This window comes from Bacteroides sp. (genome assembly GCF_028690125.1).
Taxonomy (GTDB): Bacteria; Bacteroidota; Bacteroidia; order Bacteroidales; family Bacteroidaceae; genus Bacteroides.
The window spans coordinates 56,112-72,919 of record NZ_JAQVBV010000007.1 but is presented as its reverse complement, the minus strand read 5'-3'; the positions used below and the strand labels follow the sequence as shown (position 1 = coordinate 72,919).

Genomic DNA, 16,808 nt, shown 5'->3' with positions numbered 1-16,808 from the left:
TCACAAAAAAGTTTATTACAAACTTAACAACCGTTTATAATAAATGATACCACATTACCGGGAATAGCACCTACTGTTCTTTTATCGGCAATGCCACGATCTCCTTCAACACGCTGACAGCAGTCTCTACATTATTTACATCCTTAATCAGCATACTCCGCCTTCCATTCTGTTCCCTCAAATCACAACGCCGGGTATATTTCATCATATAATCTATTGCCTTGCCGAAAGCCTGACTTTGATAGAACGGACTGTCCGGATTGGAAACGAAGAAAAGCGTCATACGTCCACCCTTCAGGAATATTTTCTCCGCTCCCAACCGTGCTGCCAACCGACGAAGAGGAACGATTTGAAGCAATTCTTCTGTTTCCCGCGGAACCGGACCGAAGCGGTCTTCCAAACGGGAACGGAAAGCTTCCACATCTTTATCCAGCGTAAAACTATCTAATTCGCGGTAAAGTAACATACGCTCGCTACTACCCGTCACATAATTTGCAGGCAACAACAGTTCAAGATCACTTTCCACCTGGCATTCATCAACAAACTGCTCACCACTGATCTGTCCTTCTCCCTTGATTTCTTCTGCATACAACTCTGCAAACTCATCATTTTTCAGTTCATACACTGCCTCGGAAAGTATCTTTTGATAAGTCTCATACCCTAAATCTGCAATAAATCCGCTCTGCTCGGCTCCCAACAAGTTTCCGGCTCCCCTAATGTCCAAATCCTGCATAGCAATATGGATTCCACTTCCCAGATCACTGAAGTTCTCGATGGCTTGCAAACGGCGTCTGCCTTCTGCGGTCAGGCTACCCAACGGAGGAGCAAGCAAATAACAAAAAGCTTTCTTATTACTTCGTCCCACACGCCCGCGCATCTGGTGAAGATCACTTAATCCGAAATTCTGAGCCTGATTGATGATAATAGTATTAGCATTCGGAATATCAATTCCGCTCTCGATAATAGTAGTTGCCAATAATACATCATAATCGAAATTGACAAAGTCAAATATAATCTGTTCCAACTGTACAGGTTCCATCTGTCCGTGACCAATAGCCACACGGCAATCGGGAATATGACGTTCGATCATCGCTTTCAGTTCCGGCAAATTTGCGATCCGGTTATTGACGAAGAACACTTGTCCGTTACGGCTCATCTCAAAATTGATAGCGTCCGTTATTACTTCCTCGTTAAATGTATGTACTTCCGTCTGAATCGGGTAACGATTAGGAGGGGGAGTAGAAATGACACTCAAGTCACGAGCACCCATCAAAGAGAATTGAAGCGTACGGGGAATCGGAGTAGCAGTCATTGTCAGTGTATCTACATTTACTTTCAGTTGACGTAATTTCTCTTTTACAGAAACTCCAAACTTCTGCTCTTCGTCGATAATTAATAATCCTAAGTCCTTGAATTGGACATCCTTTCCTAAGATTCGATGAGTTCCTATCAGAATATTCACTTCTCCATCTTTCAAACCTTTCAATACCGCTTTAGCTTGAGTTGCTGTACGGGCACGGCTCAAATAATCCACACGGCAAGGTAAATCTTTCAAGCGATCACGGAAAGTTTGAAAATGCTGATAAGCAAGCACAGTGGTCGGAACCAAAACTGCCACTTGCTTATTATCGGCAACGGCTTTAAAGGCTGCTCGTATAGCTACTTCAGTCTTTCCAAAGCCTACATCTCCGCAGATCAGACGATCCATCGGACGATCTCCTTCCATATCCGTTTTCACATCCGCAGTCGCTTTACTTTGGTCCGGAGTATCTTCATAAATAAACGAGGCTTCCAGCTCCCGTTGCAAAAAGCTGTCGGGACTATAAGAAAATCCCTTTTCCTGACGACGTTGGGAATAGAGCTTGATCAAGTCACGGGCAATATCTTTAATTTTACTCTTAGTACGCTCCTTCAGCTTTTCCCATGCACCGGTTCCCAACTTGTTAAGTCGGGGAGCTTCTCCCTCTTTTCCTTTATATTTAGATACTTTATGTAGAGAATGAATAGAAACAAAGACTACATCTTCATTCTGAAAGACCAACTTCAAGACTTCCTGTGTGGTATCCCCATTGGGTATACGTACCAATCCGGAAAAGCGACCGACACCATGATCGGTATGCACTACATAATCGCCCGGAGTAAATTGATTCAGTTCTTTCAACGAAAGAGCGACTTTTCCCGAACGGGCTTTATCACTTTTTAAATTATACTTATGGAAACGGTCGAACAACTGATGATCTGTAAAAATACAAAATCGTAATGTTCGATCGACAAATCCTTCATGAAGCGTACGTTCTACCGGAGTAAACTGTATCTTATCTCCCCTATCCTCAAAAATGGCTTTGATTCGGTCAGTCTGCTTCGCACTATCACTACAAATATATAGCGAATACCCTTTCTCCAAAAAGTCTCTGAAAGAAGATGCTACCAGATCGAAATTCTTATGAAAGATAGGTTGAGCGGAAGTCTCAAACGTAACACTGGCATTCGGTGTACCTGTAGGTTTATTGCCGAACTCCATCCGGCGGAAATCAAGAGCACGCAGTGTAAATTCACTGCCATCTATCAACTTGCCTTCCAAAGTAATTCCCCTATTCTCTTCTGTTTCCTGTACAGCTATTGCTTGTGGAGTAAGTGCCTCATCATATACTACTTGAATACGTTCACGCAACCAAAGAAAATCATGCATAGCCAAAACTGTATCTTTCGTAAGAAAGTCAAGGAAAGAAGTAGTCACATCACCTGTCACTGCCAGATCCGGAACGATCACTATCCCGTCTTTCTTTTCACGTGAAAGTTGAGATTCGACCTCAAATGTTCGGATACTCTCTACCTCATCTCCGAAAAAGTCGATACGGTAAGGATATTCAGAAGCAAAAGAAAATACGTCGATAATGCTACCACGAACAGCATATTGCCCCGGCTCGTAGACGTAGTCTACATACTCAAAACCGTAACTATGGAGTATGTCCGTCACAAACGTCAGATCTACTTTTTCTTCAACATTAAGTTTCAGAGTTTTATCGCTTAACTCCTTACGAGATACTACTTTTTCCGCTAACGCATCGGGATAAGTAACAATACACAAGCCTTTTTCACCTTTTTGTAAGCGGCTCAACACCTCAGTACGCAAAATCTCGTTTGCAGCATCTTTCTGTCCGTACTTAATGGAACGTCGAAAAGAAGAAGGGAAAAATAATACAGTTTCAGTTCCCAACAGTTGTGTCAGGTCATGATAAAAATACCCGGCTTCTTCCAGATTGCTCAAAATAAAAACAAAAGGGCAAACATCTTGTTTCACCAAAACGGATGAGAACAAAGATGTGGCAGAAGCGCACAATCCTCCGCAGAATATGGTCTGAATAGAAGTATCCTTTAATAAACGCTTGAGAACTGCCGTATTGGGATGAACGGCATATTGTTGTTGTAACTCGGTTATTGTCATATCTAAAAAATTACTCTGCAAAAATACGAATTTTACATGAATCTATCTCACAAGGTTGATTTCTTATCTTTGTCGAAATATGTTTTAATTGTACATTTCTTCAAGAAAGGTACGAATTTACGGAAAAATTCTTTGTCCAAAACATCAAGAGAGATTGTAGGTTGATGAATCTGTTTTAAATATTCATCCATACGATGATGAGCTCTCTTTCGGTTAGTAAAAGTAAGCAGATAGGGACACTTGTTCTTTATCATATTCATCAAGCCATTTAATCAATGGTATTGCCGACTTCTTAATTGTATTCCAATTATCGATGCCTTTGTTTTAAGGAGCCAAAATATGTTCCGACTTAATTCTTTCAGTAATTTGTTGGACTGCGATGCTTTGACTTTCATTAAAAGTTGCGCAAAGATAAATTTACTAATCGAAAATTCTCAAATTTCGCTAAACAATTGTACGCTAATATGGTCAGCCAAACATTAAGGAACATTCGATGTTATAAAGGAACGATTTTGCGGCTATATCCAAGTATCACACGTTAAATTATCCTTAGTTCATTCATAACTAAAGGAAAAAACCTATTTTTGTTTTAAAATTTATAGTATTCATATGCAAACATCGGATAGCATTGTAATTATCCCTACTTATAACGAGCGGGAAAACATAGAAAATATCATTCGTGCAGTTTTCGGGCTTCCCAAGGTATTTCACATATTAGTTATAGAAGACGGTTCGCCTGACGGTACGGCAACCATCGTCAAAACTCTGCAACAAGAATTTCCCGAGCGACTTTACATGATTGAACGGAAAGGGAAATTAGGACTGGGTACTGCCTATATTACCGGTTTTAAATGGGCTTTAGAACATACTTACGAATATATCTTCGAAATGGATGCAGACTTCAGTCACAATCCTAATGATCTTCCGCGCTTATATAAAGCTTGTTCAGAGGAAGGAGGAGATGTTTCCGTTGGTTCGCGTTATGTAAGTGGTGTGAATGTGGTCAATTGGCCCATGGCACGAGTGCTGATGTCTTATTTCGCTTCCAAATATGTACGCTTCATTACGGGTATTCCGGTACATGATACTACAGCCGGATTCGTTTGTTACTGTCGGCAAGTACTTGAAACTATTGATCTGGACAATATCCGTTTCAAGGGATATGCTTTCCAGATAGAAATGAAGTTTACCGCTTATAAATGTGGATTCAAAATCATTGAAGTCCCTGTTATTTTTATCAATAGAGAACTAGGTACTTCGAAGATGAACAGCAGTATCTTTGGTGAAGCCATATTCGGTGTGATTAAATTAAAAGTTAATAGTTGGTTCCATAAATTCCCACAAAAGAAATGAAACGTATTCTGATTCAAAATGCCGTTATTATCAACGAAGGAAGAAATGTATTAGGCTCTGTTGTTATTGAAGACGAGAAAATTGCTGAAATATTAGTAGGCGACCAGAGGACAACTGTTCCTTGTGATGAAATCATTGATGCAACCGGATGTTATCTTTTGCCGGGTGCTATCGACGAGCACGTCCACTTCCGCGATCCGGGGCTGACTCATAAAGCAGATATTACGACTGAAAGCCGTGCGGCAGCAGCGGGAGGAGTTACCTCCATTATGGATATGCCGAATACGAACCCGCAAACTACGACATTGGAGGCTTTGAATGAGAAATTCATACTGTTGTCGGAAAAATCGGCAGTCAATTACTCCTGTTATTTCGGAGCTACCAACAATAACTACACTCAATTCGACCAATTGGATAAACACCGTGTTTGCGGCGTTAAGCTGTTCATGGGTTCCAGTACGGGTAATATGTTGGTAGATCGGTTGGCTAGTCTGCGTAATATCTTTGGAGGTACTGATTTGCTGATTGCCGCCCATTGCGAAGACCAAGGAATCATCAAAGAAAATACAGATAGATATAAGAAAGAATACGGAGACGATGTTCCTTTGGAACTGCATTCTGTAATCCGTTCCGAAGAAGCTTGTTACCGTTCTTCTGAGTTGGCTGTACAATTAGCAAAGGAAGCAAATGCACGTTTACATATCATGCACATTTCCACTGCAAAAGAATTAAGTCTCTTCGAAAAAGTTCCTCTAGCAAAAAAGAGAATTACGGCGGAAGCCTGTGTATCTCACCTAGTCTTTACGGAAGATGATTATCAGACTTTGGGTGCACGAATCAAATGTAATCCCGCCATCAAAACAGCTAAAGACCGAAAAGCGTTGCAAGAAGCCGTTAATAGCGGATTGATTGATGCCATTGCTACAGACCACGCTCCGCACTTGTTGAGTGAGAAAGAAGAAGGAGCCCTCAAAGCCATGTCCGGTATGCCGATGATACAGTTCTCACTGGTAAGTATGTTGGAGTTTGTAGATAAAGGAGTCTTTACTATCGAAAAGGTAGTTGAGAAGATGTGTCATGCTCCTGCACAAATCTATGAGATACAAAAACGTGGATTTGTCCGGAAAGGTTATTTCGCCGACCTCGTTCTGGTACGTCCCGGAAGTGAATGGACTGTTACTAACGACTGCATTCTGAGTAAATGCAAATGGAGCCCGTTGGAAGGACATACTTTCAATTGGAAAGTTGAAAAAACATTTGTAAATGGACATCTGTTGTATAATAATGGAGAGATTGACGAAAATTATCGTGGACAAGAGCTGTTTTTTGAAAGATAAATAGCTTTGGAATGACTTATATGGAGAAAGAAATTGTCTCATACGGAAAAAATAATTCTCGTCTGGACATTTAATAAAATAGCTTATGACACTATCTTATAAAATACATGATGTGGCTCCTTATATCAATTGGATATACTTTTTCCATGCCTGGGGCTTCCAACCACGTTTTGCAGCCATTGCTAATATTCATGGTTGTGACGTATGCCGGGCTTCGTGGCTGACTACCTTTCCTGAAGAAGAAAGAAATAAGGCTTCCGAAGCCATGCAACTTTTTAAGGAAGCAAACCGAATGCTCGATATGCTTGATGCAGACTATGAAGTAAAAACAATCTTCAAGCTATGTAAGGCAAATTCTGACGGAGATAACCTGATGATTGAAAAAGAAGAGAATCAAACAATAATTTTCCCACTGCTGCGTCAGCAAACTCCTAAACGAGATGGCAGTCCTTTTATCTGCCTGAGTGATTTTATCCGTCCACTGTCTTCCGGCATTCCGGACATGATAGGCGCTTTTGCTTCCTGCATTGATGCAGATATGGAAGAATTGTATGAACAGGACCCATACAAACATCTGCTCGTTCAGACGCTTTCCGACCGTTTGGCAGAGGCTGCCACTGAGAAAATGCACGAGTATGTACGCAAAGAATTCTGGGGATATGCCAAAGAAGAGAATCTGACAATAGCCGACTTACTGGTTGAAAATTATCAAGGTATCCGTCCTGCCGTAGGATACCCTTCCCTACCCGACCAATCTGTCAATTTCTTACTAGACAAACTTCTGGATATGAAACAGATAGGAATCAGTCTCACAGAGAATGGAGCGATGTATCCTCACGCTTCTGTCTGCGGACTTATGTTTGCTCATCCAGCCTCTGAATATTTCTCCGTGGGAAAAATTGGAGAAGACCAACTGGAAGATTACGCCCGTCGAAGAGGAAAAAGCATTGAAGAAATACGTAAATTCTTAGCTGCCAATATACAATAACTGACAACACGACTATGCTACAACGTTTATTTATTTTCTTATTAATCTTCCTGGTTCTGCCGGATATCTATTTATATCTCAGATTTATCGTTAAACTGACAAGCAAACTTTGGTTACGCCTTCTTTATTGGTTACCCTGCTTCTTGCTTTCATCAGGTCTTGCTTATCTGACTTATTTTGGCAATGACCCCTTAGCCGAAAAGCATACCCAGGGCATCGGATGGTTTTCTATTTTCTTTTTTCTCTTTACAGCTCCTAAATTAATATTGGCTTTCTTTACCTTCATAGGAATACCTTTTCATAAATGGTTGCGCTGGCCTCGGACTCCTTTTATATGTACAGGTCTGACACTAGGAGTTCTTTGTATTATCGTCATTATATACGGCTCTTTTATCGGGCGTACGCAGTTTGATGTCAAAGAAGTCACTTATACCTCTTCCCGATTGCCACAGGCTTTTGAGGGATATCGTATCGTTCAATTATCCGACATTCATATTGGAAGTTGGCAAGGAAATACTTCTGCTATTCAGAAGCTGGTCAATCTGGTGAATGAACAACATCCCGATCTCATTGTATTCACGGGAGATCTGGTCAATCACCGTGCGGTTGAGTTGGAAGACTTTCAAAAAATACTGGCTAGTTTAAAAGCAAAAGACGGAGTTTACTCCATATTAGGGAATCACGATTATGGCCCTTACTTTCATTGGGAAAATGGACAGAAACAAGCGGAGAACCTGTTAGACCTCAAACAAAGAAAAGCCACAATGGGATGGAAATTATTAAATAATGAACATGATATTCTAGTACAAGGCAATGACAGTATTGCGCTCATAGGAGTGGAAAATGAAGGAGAACCTCCATTTTCTCAACATGGCGATTTACCCAAAGCAATGCAAGGTACTGAAGGAATGTTCCAAATTTTATTGAGCCATAACCCGACACATTGGAGACGGGAAGTACTTCCCCAATCGAATATAGACTTGATGCTGGCAGGACATACACACGGGATGCAAATGAAATTAGGAGATTACTCTCTTGCTTCCTATATTTATCCGGAATGGTGTGGGATGTATTTGGAAGGATCACGAGGACTATATGTAAATTTAGGAATCGGATACGTTGGATTACCTTTCCGTTTTGGTGCCTGGCCGGAAATAACGGTGCTTACCCTACGACGGTAAGCACGCTTTTCCCATTGACTTTTTTGTGTACTTGTATTTGCACAGAAATACGTTCACTCATTTCCTGTACATGAGATATTACTCCGATCTTACGTCCCTGCATTTGTAATTGCTCCAATGCCTCCATTGCTGTCCGCAAACTATCTGCATCCAATGAGCCAAATCCTTCGTCAATAAAGAGGGATTCCACTTTCAGGTTGTTACTAGATAATGAAGATAATCCTAAAGCTAGTGCAAGAGAAATCAAAAATGATTCTCCTCCGGAAAGAGAATAAACTGTTCGGACTTCATCGCACATATCACAATCAATAACCTGAAGACCTAAAGTATCCGGTATTTGCTGCAATTTATAACGTTTAGATAAATACGATAAATGCCGGTTGGCATGAAGTAATAATAGATTTAAAGTATAGCTTTGCGCTATGACTTTAAACTTAGCTCCGTCAGCACTGCCTATCAGTTTATTCAGTTTTGCCCAACGCTCGGCTAATAGTTGCTTTTCAGCAAGCTCTTTGGCTATTTGTTCAGCAACCACTTTATTTTTCACTTGTTGTAATAGTCTTGCTTCGATTGCAGATAAACAACGCTCCGTATTCAGATTTTCTTCTTGCTGTTTTGCAATTGTTTCCGGCAATTGATCGGGAAACTCGATATGCTTTTGTTGTTCTTGCAACTCTTTAATTATACTAGTAAGTTGTTTCTTTTCTCCCAGCAAACCGGAAAGCCGATTCTGCGCTAGCTCAACATCTTTACGGCTTTTATCCAAAGCTACATTTAATTCTTTTTCTTTTCTGATAACAGCAATTTCAGCCTCATCCGCACTCTTTCCTTTTAATAATTGTGATCTTTCCAGACGAAGTTCTTCCAACGCTTTAGATATTATATCAAACCTGCCCTGTTCAGAAGTAACCGCTGTCTCCAAAATAGCTAACTGCTCTTTGGCAGAGGAAGCCTTCTGTATTGCCAAACGGCAACGAGCCACATTCTCATGTAGAGATGTGCAATGAGTCCGCCGTTTTTTTAATTCTTCATCATTCCGTTGCCATTCCGCGTAAAGAGCACTATATTCAAGAATTCGTTCAGCTAATTCATTCAACTGATTCCGTATTTGTTCTTCGTTGCCACTTTTCGGACCCTCTTGTTGCAAAGCTACTAATTGCTGCTTCAGTTGTTCATGCACACTCTTCAAGTGAGTTAAATCTCGCTGCAATACAATGTTCCGGTTATTGGTTTGCTGATAAGCTGTTGTCATCGCATTATACTCCTGCTCCATACTTCGGAAAAGAGTATCTACAACTTCTTGTTGCTGATGATAAGGATGCGTTGTACTGCCACAAACAGGACAGGCAGTTCCTTCTTGCAACTGTTGGCGCAAGGCTTTTACATCTTTTCCTACTGCCATACGTGTATTTTCATAAAGACGTTGAATGGTTTTCAAAGCGACTTCCTGTTCCGCCAACTGTTGTGCACAGATAACAGTTTCCGACTCTAACTTCCTTATATCCTGTTTGGTTTTTATTTCAGTCTCAGTTAGTTGCCGGATGTTTTGCTGCCGTACTAATTCATTTTTTAGTTTACTTTGAGTGTCCACCAGTGACGGATAACCAAAAGCATTCAAACGGTTCTGACATTCCTCATGTGCTTTCAAACGGCTCTCCAATAATTCTTCTTCCTGTTTTAGAATCTTCTCTACCTGCTCCAATTCCAAAGTCTCTCCCTCCTTATGATTCAATAAACGGTTCATAGAGTTAATTGACATTTGCAACTGACTGATAGCAGACTGAACGATCTTTCCATATTCTGTCACCCGTAAACGAGCCGACTGTAAAATTTGCTGTGATTGTACATATCCTGTTTGCTGCGATTGAATCTGCACATCCAACTGACGAGCCTTTTTTAAATCCGGCTGTATCGCCTCACATTGTACTTTAAAACGTACCAATCCTTCTTCCTGCAATTCTAAAGCCTCTTGCAGAACCTTAATTTTCTCTTGTTCGGATTGTTCTTCTTGCTGTTTTTTCTTCCATAAACTTTCTTGCGTTCTCAATGAACGAACTATATTTAATTGAGCATTCAAATCTGCCAACAACTTTATTCCTACCGTACGTCTTTCTATCAATTGTTCCTTCTCTTCTTTTAAAACAAGAAGTTCTTCCTCCGGTATTAACTCAATTACACTCATTTTACTATGAATGAAAGCAACTTCTTCCTGAATAGCTTTATTCCTTGCAAAAATTTCCTGTGATATCTTGGAATAGACTCCTGTTCCTGTTAGCTTTTCAAGTAATTCGGCTTTCGCCGTCCCTTTAGATTTTAAGAAAGTAGCAAAATCATTTTGAGCTAACAATACCGTACGGGTAAATTGCTCATAAGTCAATCCGATTAGCTCTGTTAACTGAGCCAGCAGTTCTTTTTTAGTACCCTGACATTCTTTATCTGTATCTAAATCCTTCACTTCCAACACTTGCGGTTGTAAAGAACCATCCGACTTAAATCTCGTCCGCCTAACTGACCAACGGGAACGATACCGATGACCGTTCACTGCTTGAAAATCAACTTCTGCATATCCTTCTCCAGTCCCTCGGCGAAGTAAGTTCCTTACATCGGACTGGTTAATCTGGTTATCTCCCACATCTGAAAGATTAATACTTTCCACCGAGTTTGCAAAACGGGGAGCTTTATCATATAAAGCAAGGCATAAAGCATCCAGCAATGTAGACTTTCCGGCTCCCGTTGCTCCGGATATAGCAAATATCCCCGCCGAACGAAGTGGCTCTTCTGTAAAATCAATTTCTACACTTCCCTCTATCGAAGTAAGATTCTTCAATCGAATCGCTATTATTCTCATCCTTCTTCCTCCTCTTGCTTACAAGTTGCCGACATATAAACTTCCTGAAACAATTCCGTCAATTCATCGGGCATTTCTACCTGATAACTCTTCTCAAATACAGATTGTGCAATCTGCAAAGGAGACATCTCCAGCAATCCCTTATTCCAAACATTTCTTTCTTCATCTGCCTTTCTTTCATCCCGGCGGTAGGTAGAAACGATACGAGCCAAACGATAATTCTTATCAGTCAGCACCTCTGCCACTTGTTGGGGAAACATAGGTTCAGGTTCTTCCAACAAAACTTTTACTTCCAGATAAGGAGCTTCCCCGTTTACTTCAGGTAACTCCCGCAACATTTTCAATACAGATTCCGGCAGTTCGGCCTCTCCATTAGGCACACTTAGCAAAGAGATTAACTTCGGACATTCAAGTCTTTCTATTTCTACAGCGCAACCATCATCAAAGGTTACCATCACAACACCATGATGATAGTATTTCTCAGCAAACGACATCGGAATCGGACTTCCCGAATAACGTACATTCTCTCTGCCGGATACCCGCTGCGCCTTATGAATATGTCCCAAGGCAGTATACGCTATTTGTTCGGAGAAAGCATCCGGCGACACACACTCCAAGCCACCAATCACCGTCCGTTCACTATAATCCTTCTCTGCAATCTCCGAACCTGTAGCCTGTAAATGCCCGATTGCCATAATAGCCTGAGATTCCTTTCTGCGTTCCCAAGTCCTTTGCAAAAGTTGCGTATAGAGTTTACGAACCCCTTCTGCATATGCATTACCGTCCGTTTGTACAACCGGATAATCTCCTTGACGCAGAAAAGGAACAGCCATACAAAGTAGTTCTACTTCTCCCTGACGATTCTTTAAGTCCACTATCAAATGATCATAATCAATCTCTCCTCCCTCCAGTTTCCGTACTACCCCTCTCACCTCCGTCCGCATTGCCTGCAACAGTGGCAAAGGAGCCTCCAATCGTGCTGCCGAATCATGATTTCCGGCTACAATAACAATTTGTAAATTAGGATTCTCTGTAGTTACCCGATAAATAAACTGGTAATACATTCGCTGGGAAGTAGCAGAGGGATTGGAAACGTCAAACACATCTCCGGCAACAATTAATGCTTCGACCTGCTTTTCATGGATTTCTTTTGCCAACCAATCCAGAAATAATTTATGTTCTTCAGTACGATCATAACCAAAGAAAGTTTGACCCAAATGCCAATCGGCAGTATGTAATATACGTATCATATTATTTGTTATTCGACCTCCCAGTATAATAAAAGACAAAAATAGCACAAACAAAAAGATTATATAGCATCTACTTACGGTTTTTACCGATTAATCAAGTATCTTTGTTACAAATAATTCTATTATACAGACTATGAATCCACAAAAAATGATCAGAACATTCTTACTTTTGTCAGTAATCTGTTTTCCTTTTATATTGAATGCTCAAAATTCAAAACCGCTTCGTTTAGGAGTGGCAGGTGTATCACACGGACATCTTCATGAAGTAGTTATTCGTATGGATAGAGGTGATTTTGAAGTTGTAGGAGTTGCTGAGCCGGATGAAGAATTAAGAGCGAATAACCCACTTCAAAAAAAACTGGACACTTCTCTTTTTTATGCAGATTTGGAAGAAATGCTCGATAAAACAAAACCTGAAGTTGTTGTTGCTTATGGTTCTATTTACGATCATCTTGCCGTAGTAGAAGCTTGTGCACCACGCGGTATCCACGTGATGGTAGAGAAACCTTTGGCAGTCAATATGAAACATGCCAACCGAATGGCGGAACTAGTACGCAAAAATAATACATTGTTACTCACCAATTATGAAACGACTTGGTATAATACAAATCATGAGGTTTACCGTTTGATAAAGAAAGATGATGCAATAGGCAAGATTAATCGTATTGAAGTATATGATGGACATGAAGGACCCATTGAAATTGGTTGTGGAAAAGAATTTACCGACTGGCTGACTGATCCTAAATTGAACGGTGGAGGAGCTGTGATTGATTTTGGTTGTTATGGCGCCAATCTGGTTACCCGATTAATGGGTGCAGAGAAGCCTGTTAGCGTTTATGCAGTTCTGAAACAATTTAAGCCGGAAAAATATCCAAAGGTAGATGATGACGCAACGATCCTAATCGAATATCCTACCGCAACCGTACAAATTATGGGATCATGGAATTGGCCAAAAGGACGGAAAGATATGCATATTTATGGTAGTAAGGGATATATTTATCAGGATACACCGACTTCCATGCGCGTTTACACTAACCGGAAAGAGACAACGACACAACCTCCCAAACTGGAAGCTCCATATAATGATTCTTTCTACTATCTGAAAGCCGCCGTTCGTAAAGAAATCAAAGTGCTTCCCACTGATTTGTCTTCACTGGAAAACAATTTAGTTGTTGTTAAAATACTTGAGTCTTCTATTAAAAGTGCCAAAAGCGGTAAACCAATTCGTTTTTAATTATTGTATTTATTGCCATTTTTCAAAATTGTATCAAAATATAAGCCTATTTACAAGTAACTTAAAGATAAGCAAACCATATACCCAATGTACTAAAAAAGATATCAAAGAGGGAGGTGGTCTTGTTTTTTATTGTATTGGTATAGATATCGAGGATTTTTTCGTAAGTTTGCAATGGATAAAATACAACCCAATGAAAATACTATATTATATTTATCAGATTTGTATAGCTTTACCGATATTATTAGTATTGACAATTCTTACCGCAATTGTTACCATTGCAGGCTCTTTAGTGGGAGGAGCCCACTTCTGGGGATATCATCCGGGGAAAATATGGTCGCAGTTAATTTGTCTTTTTCTTCTTATCCCTGTAAAAATCCGTGGTCGTGAGAAATTACATGATAAAACGTCATATATCTTTGTCCCCAATCACCAAGGTTCTTTTGACATTTTTCTAATCTACGGATTCATCGGAAGGAACTTCAAGTGGATGATGAAAAAAAGCCTCCGCAAACTACCTTTTGTAGGCAAAGCTTGCGAAAGTGCAGGACATATTTTTGTGGATCGTTCAGGACCTAAAAAAGTATTGGAAACCATTCAGCAGGCCAAGGATTCATTAAAAGACGGAGTGTCTTTGGTAGTATTCCCCGAAGGTGCACGTACCTTTACGGGACATATGGGATACTTCAAGAAAGGAGCTTTCCAATTGGCGGATGATTTACAACTCGCAGTAGTCCCTGTTACTATTGATGGTTCATTCGACATACTTCCACGCACAGGCAAATGGATTCACCGTCATCGTATGATTCTGACTATCCACGATCCGATTCCTCCCAAAGGAAAAGGAATGGATAATATCAAAGCAACGATGGCAGAAGCTTATGCAGCTGTAGAAAGTGCTCTGCCAGAAAAACATCAGGGAATGATTAAGAACGAAGATCAAGACTGAAACTAAAAGTTCCATGCATTGAAACTACAAATTCAATACATGGAACCCACCAATAGTATATTTTAAATTCTCCCGATTTATTTATTTCTTCATCGAATTATTTTGTTGCATCCGTTTCTGTTCTTCTATCAGCCTCATGTTTTCTTTCGCTTTTGTTAAGAATTCCCTTACCATTTTATCATCTTTGAAAGAATATGGAGCGTCTTTAATGATATCATCAATCTGTGGAGTCATGATTGGATAAGGCAACGAGTTACAAAGCATTATAAACACATTAGGCCCTAATACATTTTCGTAATTATCGGAAATAAACTTCTTCACATACAAGTTCATTTCTTTTATAAGCGAATCTCCTTCTATAACCAATTGCCTGTGAATATCTTCATAATCGGCACCTTCCATTACCATACGAGTCTCTTTCTGCTCAAGTTCTCCGATACATCCTTCCAATTCATTCTTCTTACGGATAAACTCATATAAAGCAGTATTCAAAGGTGTACCCACTGCCTTTATCTCCATATTACTGATTGTAACAGTGACTTTACCTTTCTCCAACACAATGGGCATAACGCTCTGATCGTCCATATAAAGAGTTACCATCTGTACAGAATCAACCTTCCCTTTCATCAGGAACAGACCGTGTACCATTTCCGTCGAATCTATATTCACCAACTCCCCATTACGGACAGTCTTTAGATATAACTTCTTTCCATCTAAACTGTTCACTGATGAGGTTCCTTCTATCTTATACGTATGAGTACACGATGCCATAAAAGGAAGTAAAAGCAATAAAGGCAAAATTTTATTCACGTTCATCTATTTAATTCTTGGGTACAAAGGTACAACCGATTCAGAATCAAAAGAAACATTTTATCAATATTTAAAATTTGTAAGACTCTTTTCTTTAATAATCCTTATAAACAAAGGTAGGAAGCTTTTTATTTCATTTAGTTTATCTAAATTTGCAAGTATGAACACAACAACTTATGCCCCCTTTGCCAAACCGCTTTACGTCATGGTAAAGCCTGTAGGAGCAGTCTGCAATCTCGCGTGCAAATACTGCTACTATCTGGAAAAGGCAAACCTATATAAAGAAAATCCGAAGCACGTTATGAGCGATGAGCTTCTGGAAAAGTTTATCGAGGAATACATCAATTCACAGACCATGCCTCAGGTGCTTTTTACCTGGCACGGAGGAGAAACATTGATGCGCCCGCTTTCTTTCTACAAAAAAGCGATGGAGCTGCAAAAGAAATATGCACGTGGACGTACCATTGACAATTGTATCCAGACAAATGGAACAATGCTCACCGACGAGTGGTGTGAGTTTTTTCGTGAAAACAATTGGCTGGTAGGTGTGTCTGTGGATGGTCCGCAAGAGTTTCACGATGAATATCGTAAAAACAAAATGGGAAAACCTTCCTTCGTAAAAGTGATGCAAGGAATTAATCTCTTAAAAAAACATGGAGTAGAGTGGAATGCTATGGCAGTAGTCAATGATTTCAATGCAGACTATCCACTTGATTTTTATAATTTCTTCAAAGAAATAGATTGTCATTACATTCAGTTTGCCCCTATCGTAGAGCGTATCATTTCACACGAAGACGGACGTCACCTGGCTTCTTTGGTAGAAAATAAAGAAGGTGAACTGGCTGACTTTTCAGTTAGCCCGGAGCAATGGGGAAATTTTCTCTGTACGATTTTTGACGAGTGGGTAAAAGAAGACGTCGGAAATTACTACATACAAATATTCGATTCTACACTTGCCAACTGGATGGGTGAGCAGCCCGGAGTATGTACGATGGCAAAGACTTGTGGTCATGCCGGTGTGATGGAGTTCAACGGAGATGTTTATTCCTGCGATCACTTTGTATTTCCTGAATATAAGTTAGGTAATATCTACAGCCAAACTCTTGTGGAAATGATGCACAGCGAACGACAGACTAATTTCGGAACGATGAAATATCAGTCGTTACCTACCCAATGCAAAGAATGTGAATTCTTGTTCGCCTGTAACGGAGAATGTCCTAAAAATCGGTTCAGCAGGACTTTTGAAGGTGAACCCGGACTGAATTACTTGTGCAAAGGATATCACCAATTCTTCGGGCACGTAGCTCCTTATATGGACTTTATGAAAAATGAATTAATAAATCAACGTCCCCCTGCCAATATTATGGAGGCTTTGAAGAGCGGTAAGTTAAGTATTGAGAATTAAATATCAAA

The 16,808-nt window shown here is 40.1% G+C and carries 12 protein-coding genes; 7 read left to right on the top strand and 5 right to left on the bottom strand.

Annotation, left to right across the window (positions count from 1 at the left end):
* Nucleotides 1-70: 70 nt before the first annotated feature.
* On the bottom strand, nucleotides 71-3,445 hold the full coding sequence (gene mfd / locus PHO71_RS06560) for a transcription-repair coupling factor (RefSeq protein ID WP_300200677.1): 3,375 nt from the start codon (nucleotides 3,443-3,445) through the stop codon (nucleotides 71-73).
* A gap of 47 nt (nucleotides 3,446-3,492) precedes the next feature.
* Nucleotides 3,493-3,699: a hypothetical protein gene (locus PHO71_RS06555; RefSeq protein ID WP_300200674.1), complete on the bottom strand. Its 207-nt coding sequence runs from the start codon at nucleotides 3,697-3,699 to the stop codon at nucleotides 3,493-3,495.
* Nucleotides 3,700-4,054: 355 nt separating this feature from the next.
* On the opposite strand from PHO71_RS06555, the gene PHO71_RS06550 reads away from it, so the two are divergent.
* The 4 genes from PHO71_RS06550 to PHO71_RS06535 all read left to right on the top strand — a co-directional run bounded on the left by PHO71_RS06550 (nucleotide 4,055) and on the right by PHO71_RS06535 (nucleotide 8,304).
* Nucleotides 4,055-4,798 carry a polyprenol monophosphomannose synthase gene (locus PHO71_RS06550; protein ID WP_300200671.1) on the top strand — a complete coding sequence of 248 codons (744 nt, stop codon included), beginning with the start codon at nucleotides 4,055-4,057 and terminating at the stop codon, nucleotides 4,796-4,798.
* Complete coding sequence (locus PHO71_RS06545; protein ID WP_300200668.1) at nucleotides 4,795-6,135, top strand: dihydroorotase; 1,341 nt, start codon at nucleotides 4,795-4,797, stop codon at nucleotides 6,133-6,135. The genes PHO71_RS06550 and PHO71_RS06545 overlap by 4 nt, the downstream gene beginning before the upstream one ends.
* Before the next feature lie 85 nt (nucleotides 6,136-6,220).
* Nucleotides 6,221-7,123 carry a vitamin B12 dependent-methionine synthase activation domain-containing protein gene (locus PHO71_RS06540; protein WP_300200666.1) on the top strand — a complete coding sequence of 301 codons (903 nt, stop codon included), beginning with the start codon at nucleotides 6,221-6,223 and terminating at the stop codon, nucleotides 7,121-7,123.
* Nucleotides 7,124-7,137: 14 nt separating this feature from the next.
* Nucleotides 7,138-8,304, top strand: coding sequence for a metallophosphoesterase (locus PHO71_RS06535; protein WP_300200663.1), 1,167 nt, complete (start codon nucleotides 7,138-7,140; stop codon nucleotides 8,302-8,304).
* Here PHO71_RS06535 and PHO71_RS06530 read toward each other — a convergent pair.
* Entirely contained in the window at nucleotides 8,288-11,152 is a 2,865-nt protein-coding gene (locus PHO71_RS06530) for an AAA family ATPase (protein ID WP_300200661.1), read from the bottom strand. The genes PHO71_RS06535 and PHO71_RS06530 overlap by 17 nt on opposite strands.
* Entirely contained in the window at nucleotides 11,149-12,402 is a 1,254-nt protein-coding gene (locus PHO71_RS06525; protein WP_300200659.1) for an exonuclease SbcCD subunit D C-terminal domain-containing protein, read from the bottom strand. The genes PHO71_RS06530 and PHO71_RS06525 overlap by 4 nt, the downstream gene beginning before the upstream one ends.
* A 133-nt stretch (nucleotides 12,403-12,535) precedes the next feature.
* Here PHO71_RS06525 and PHO71_RS06520 point away from each other — a divergent pair, with 133 nt between their 5' ends.
* Together PHO71_RS06520 and PHO71_RS06515 are read left to right on the top strand one after the other, a co-directional pair.
* Nucleotides 12,536-13,636: a Gfo/Idh/MocA family oxidoreductase gene (locus tag PHO71_RS06520; RefSeq protein ID WP_300200656.1), complete on the top strand. Its 1,101-nt coding sequence runs from the start codon at nucleotides 12,536-12,538 to the stop codon at nucleotides 13,634-13,636.
* Nucleotides 13,637-13,829: 193 nt separating this feature from the next.
* On the top strand, nucleotides 13,830-14,585 hold the full coding sequence (locus tag PHO71_RS06515) for a 1-acyl-sn-glycerol-3-phosphate acyltransferase (RefSeq protein WP_300200653.1): 756 nt from the start codon (nucleotides 13,830-13,832) through the stop codon (nucleotides 14,583-14,585).
* An 81-nt stretch (nucleotides 14,586-14,666) separates the two neighbouring features.
* Here the strand turns inward: PHO71_RS06515 and PHO71_RS06510 are convergent, their stop codons facing one another.
* Nucleotides 14,667-15,401, bottom strand: a complete 735-nt coding sequence (locus tag PHO71_RS06510) for a DUF4369 domain-containing protein (protein WP_300200650.1) — start codon at nucleotides 15,399-15,401, stop codon at nucleotides 14,667-14,669.
* A 154-nt stretch (nucleotides 15,402-15,555) separates the two neighbouring features.
* Between PHO71_RS06510 and PHO71_RS06505 the strand changes: the two genes are divergently transcribed.
* Nucleotides 15,556-16,800 carry an anaerobic sulfatase-maturation protein gene (locus PHO71_RS06505; RefSeq protein WP_300200647.1) on the top strand — a complete coding sequence of 415 codons (1,245 nt, stop codon included), beginning with the start codon at nucleotides 15,556-15,558 and terminating at the stop codon, nucleotides 16,798-16,800.
* Nucleotides 16,801-16,808: the final 8 nt, after the last annotated feature.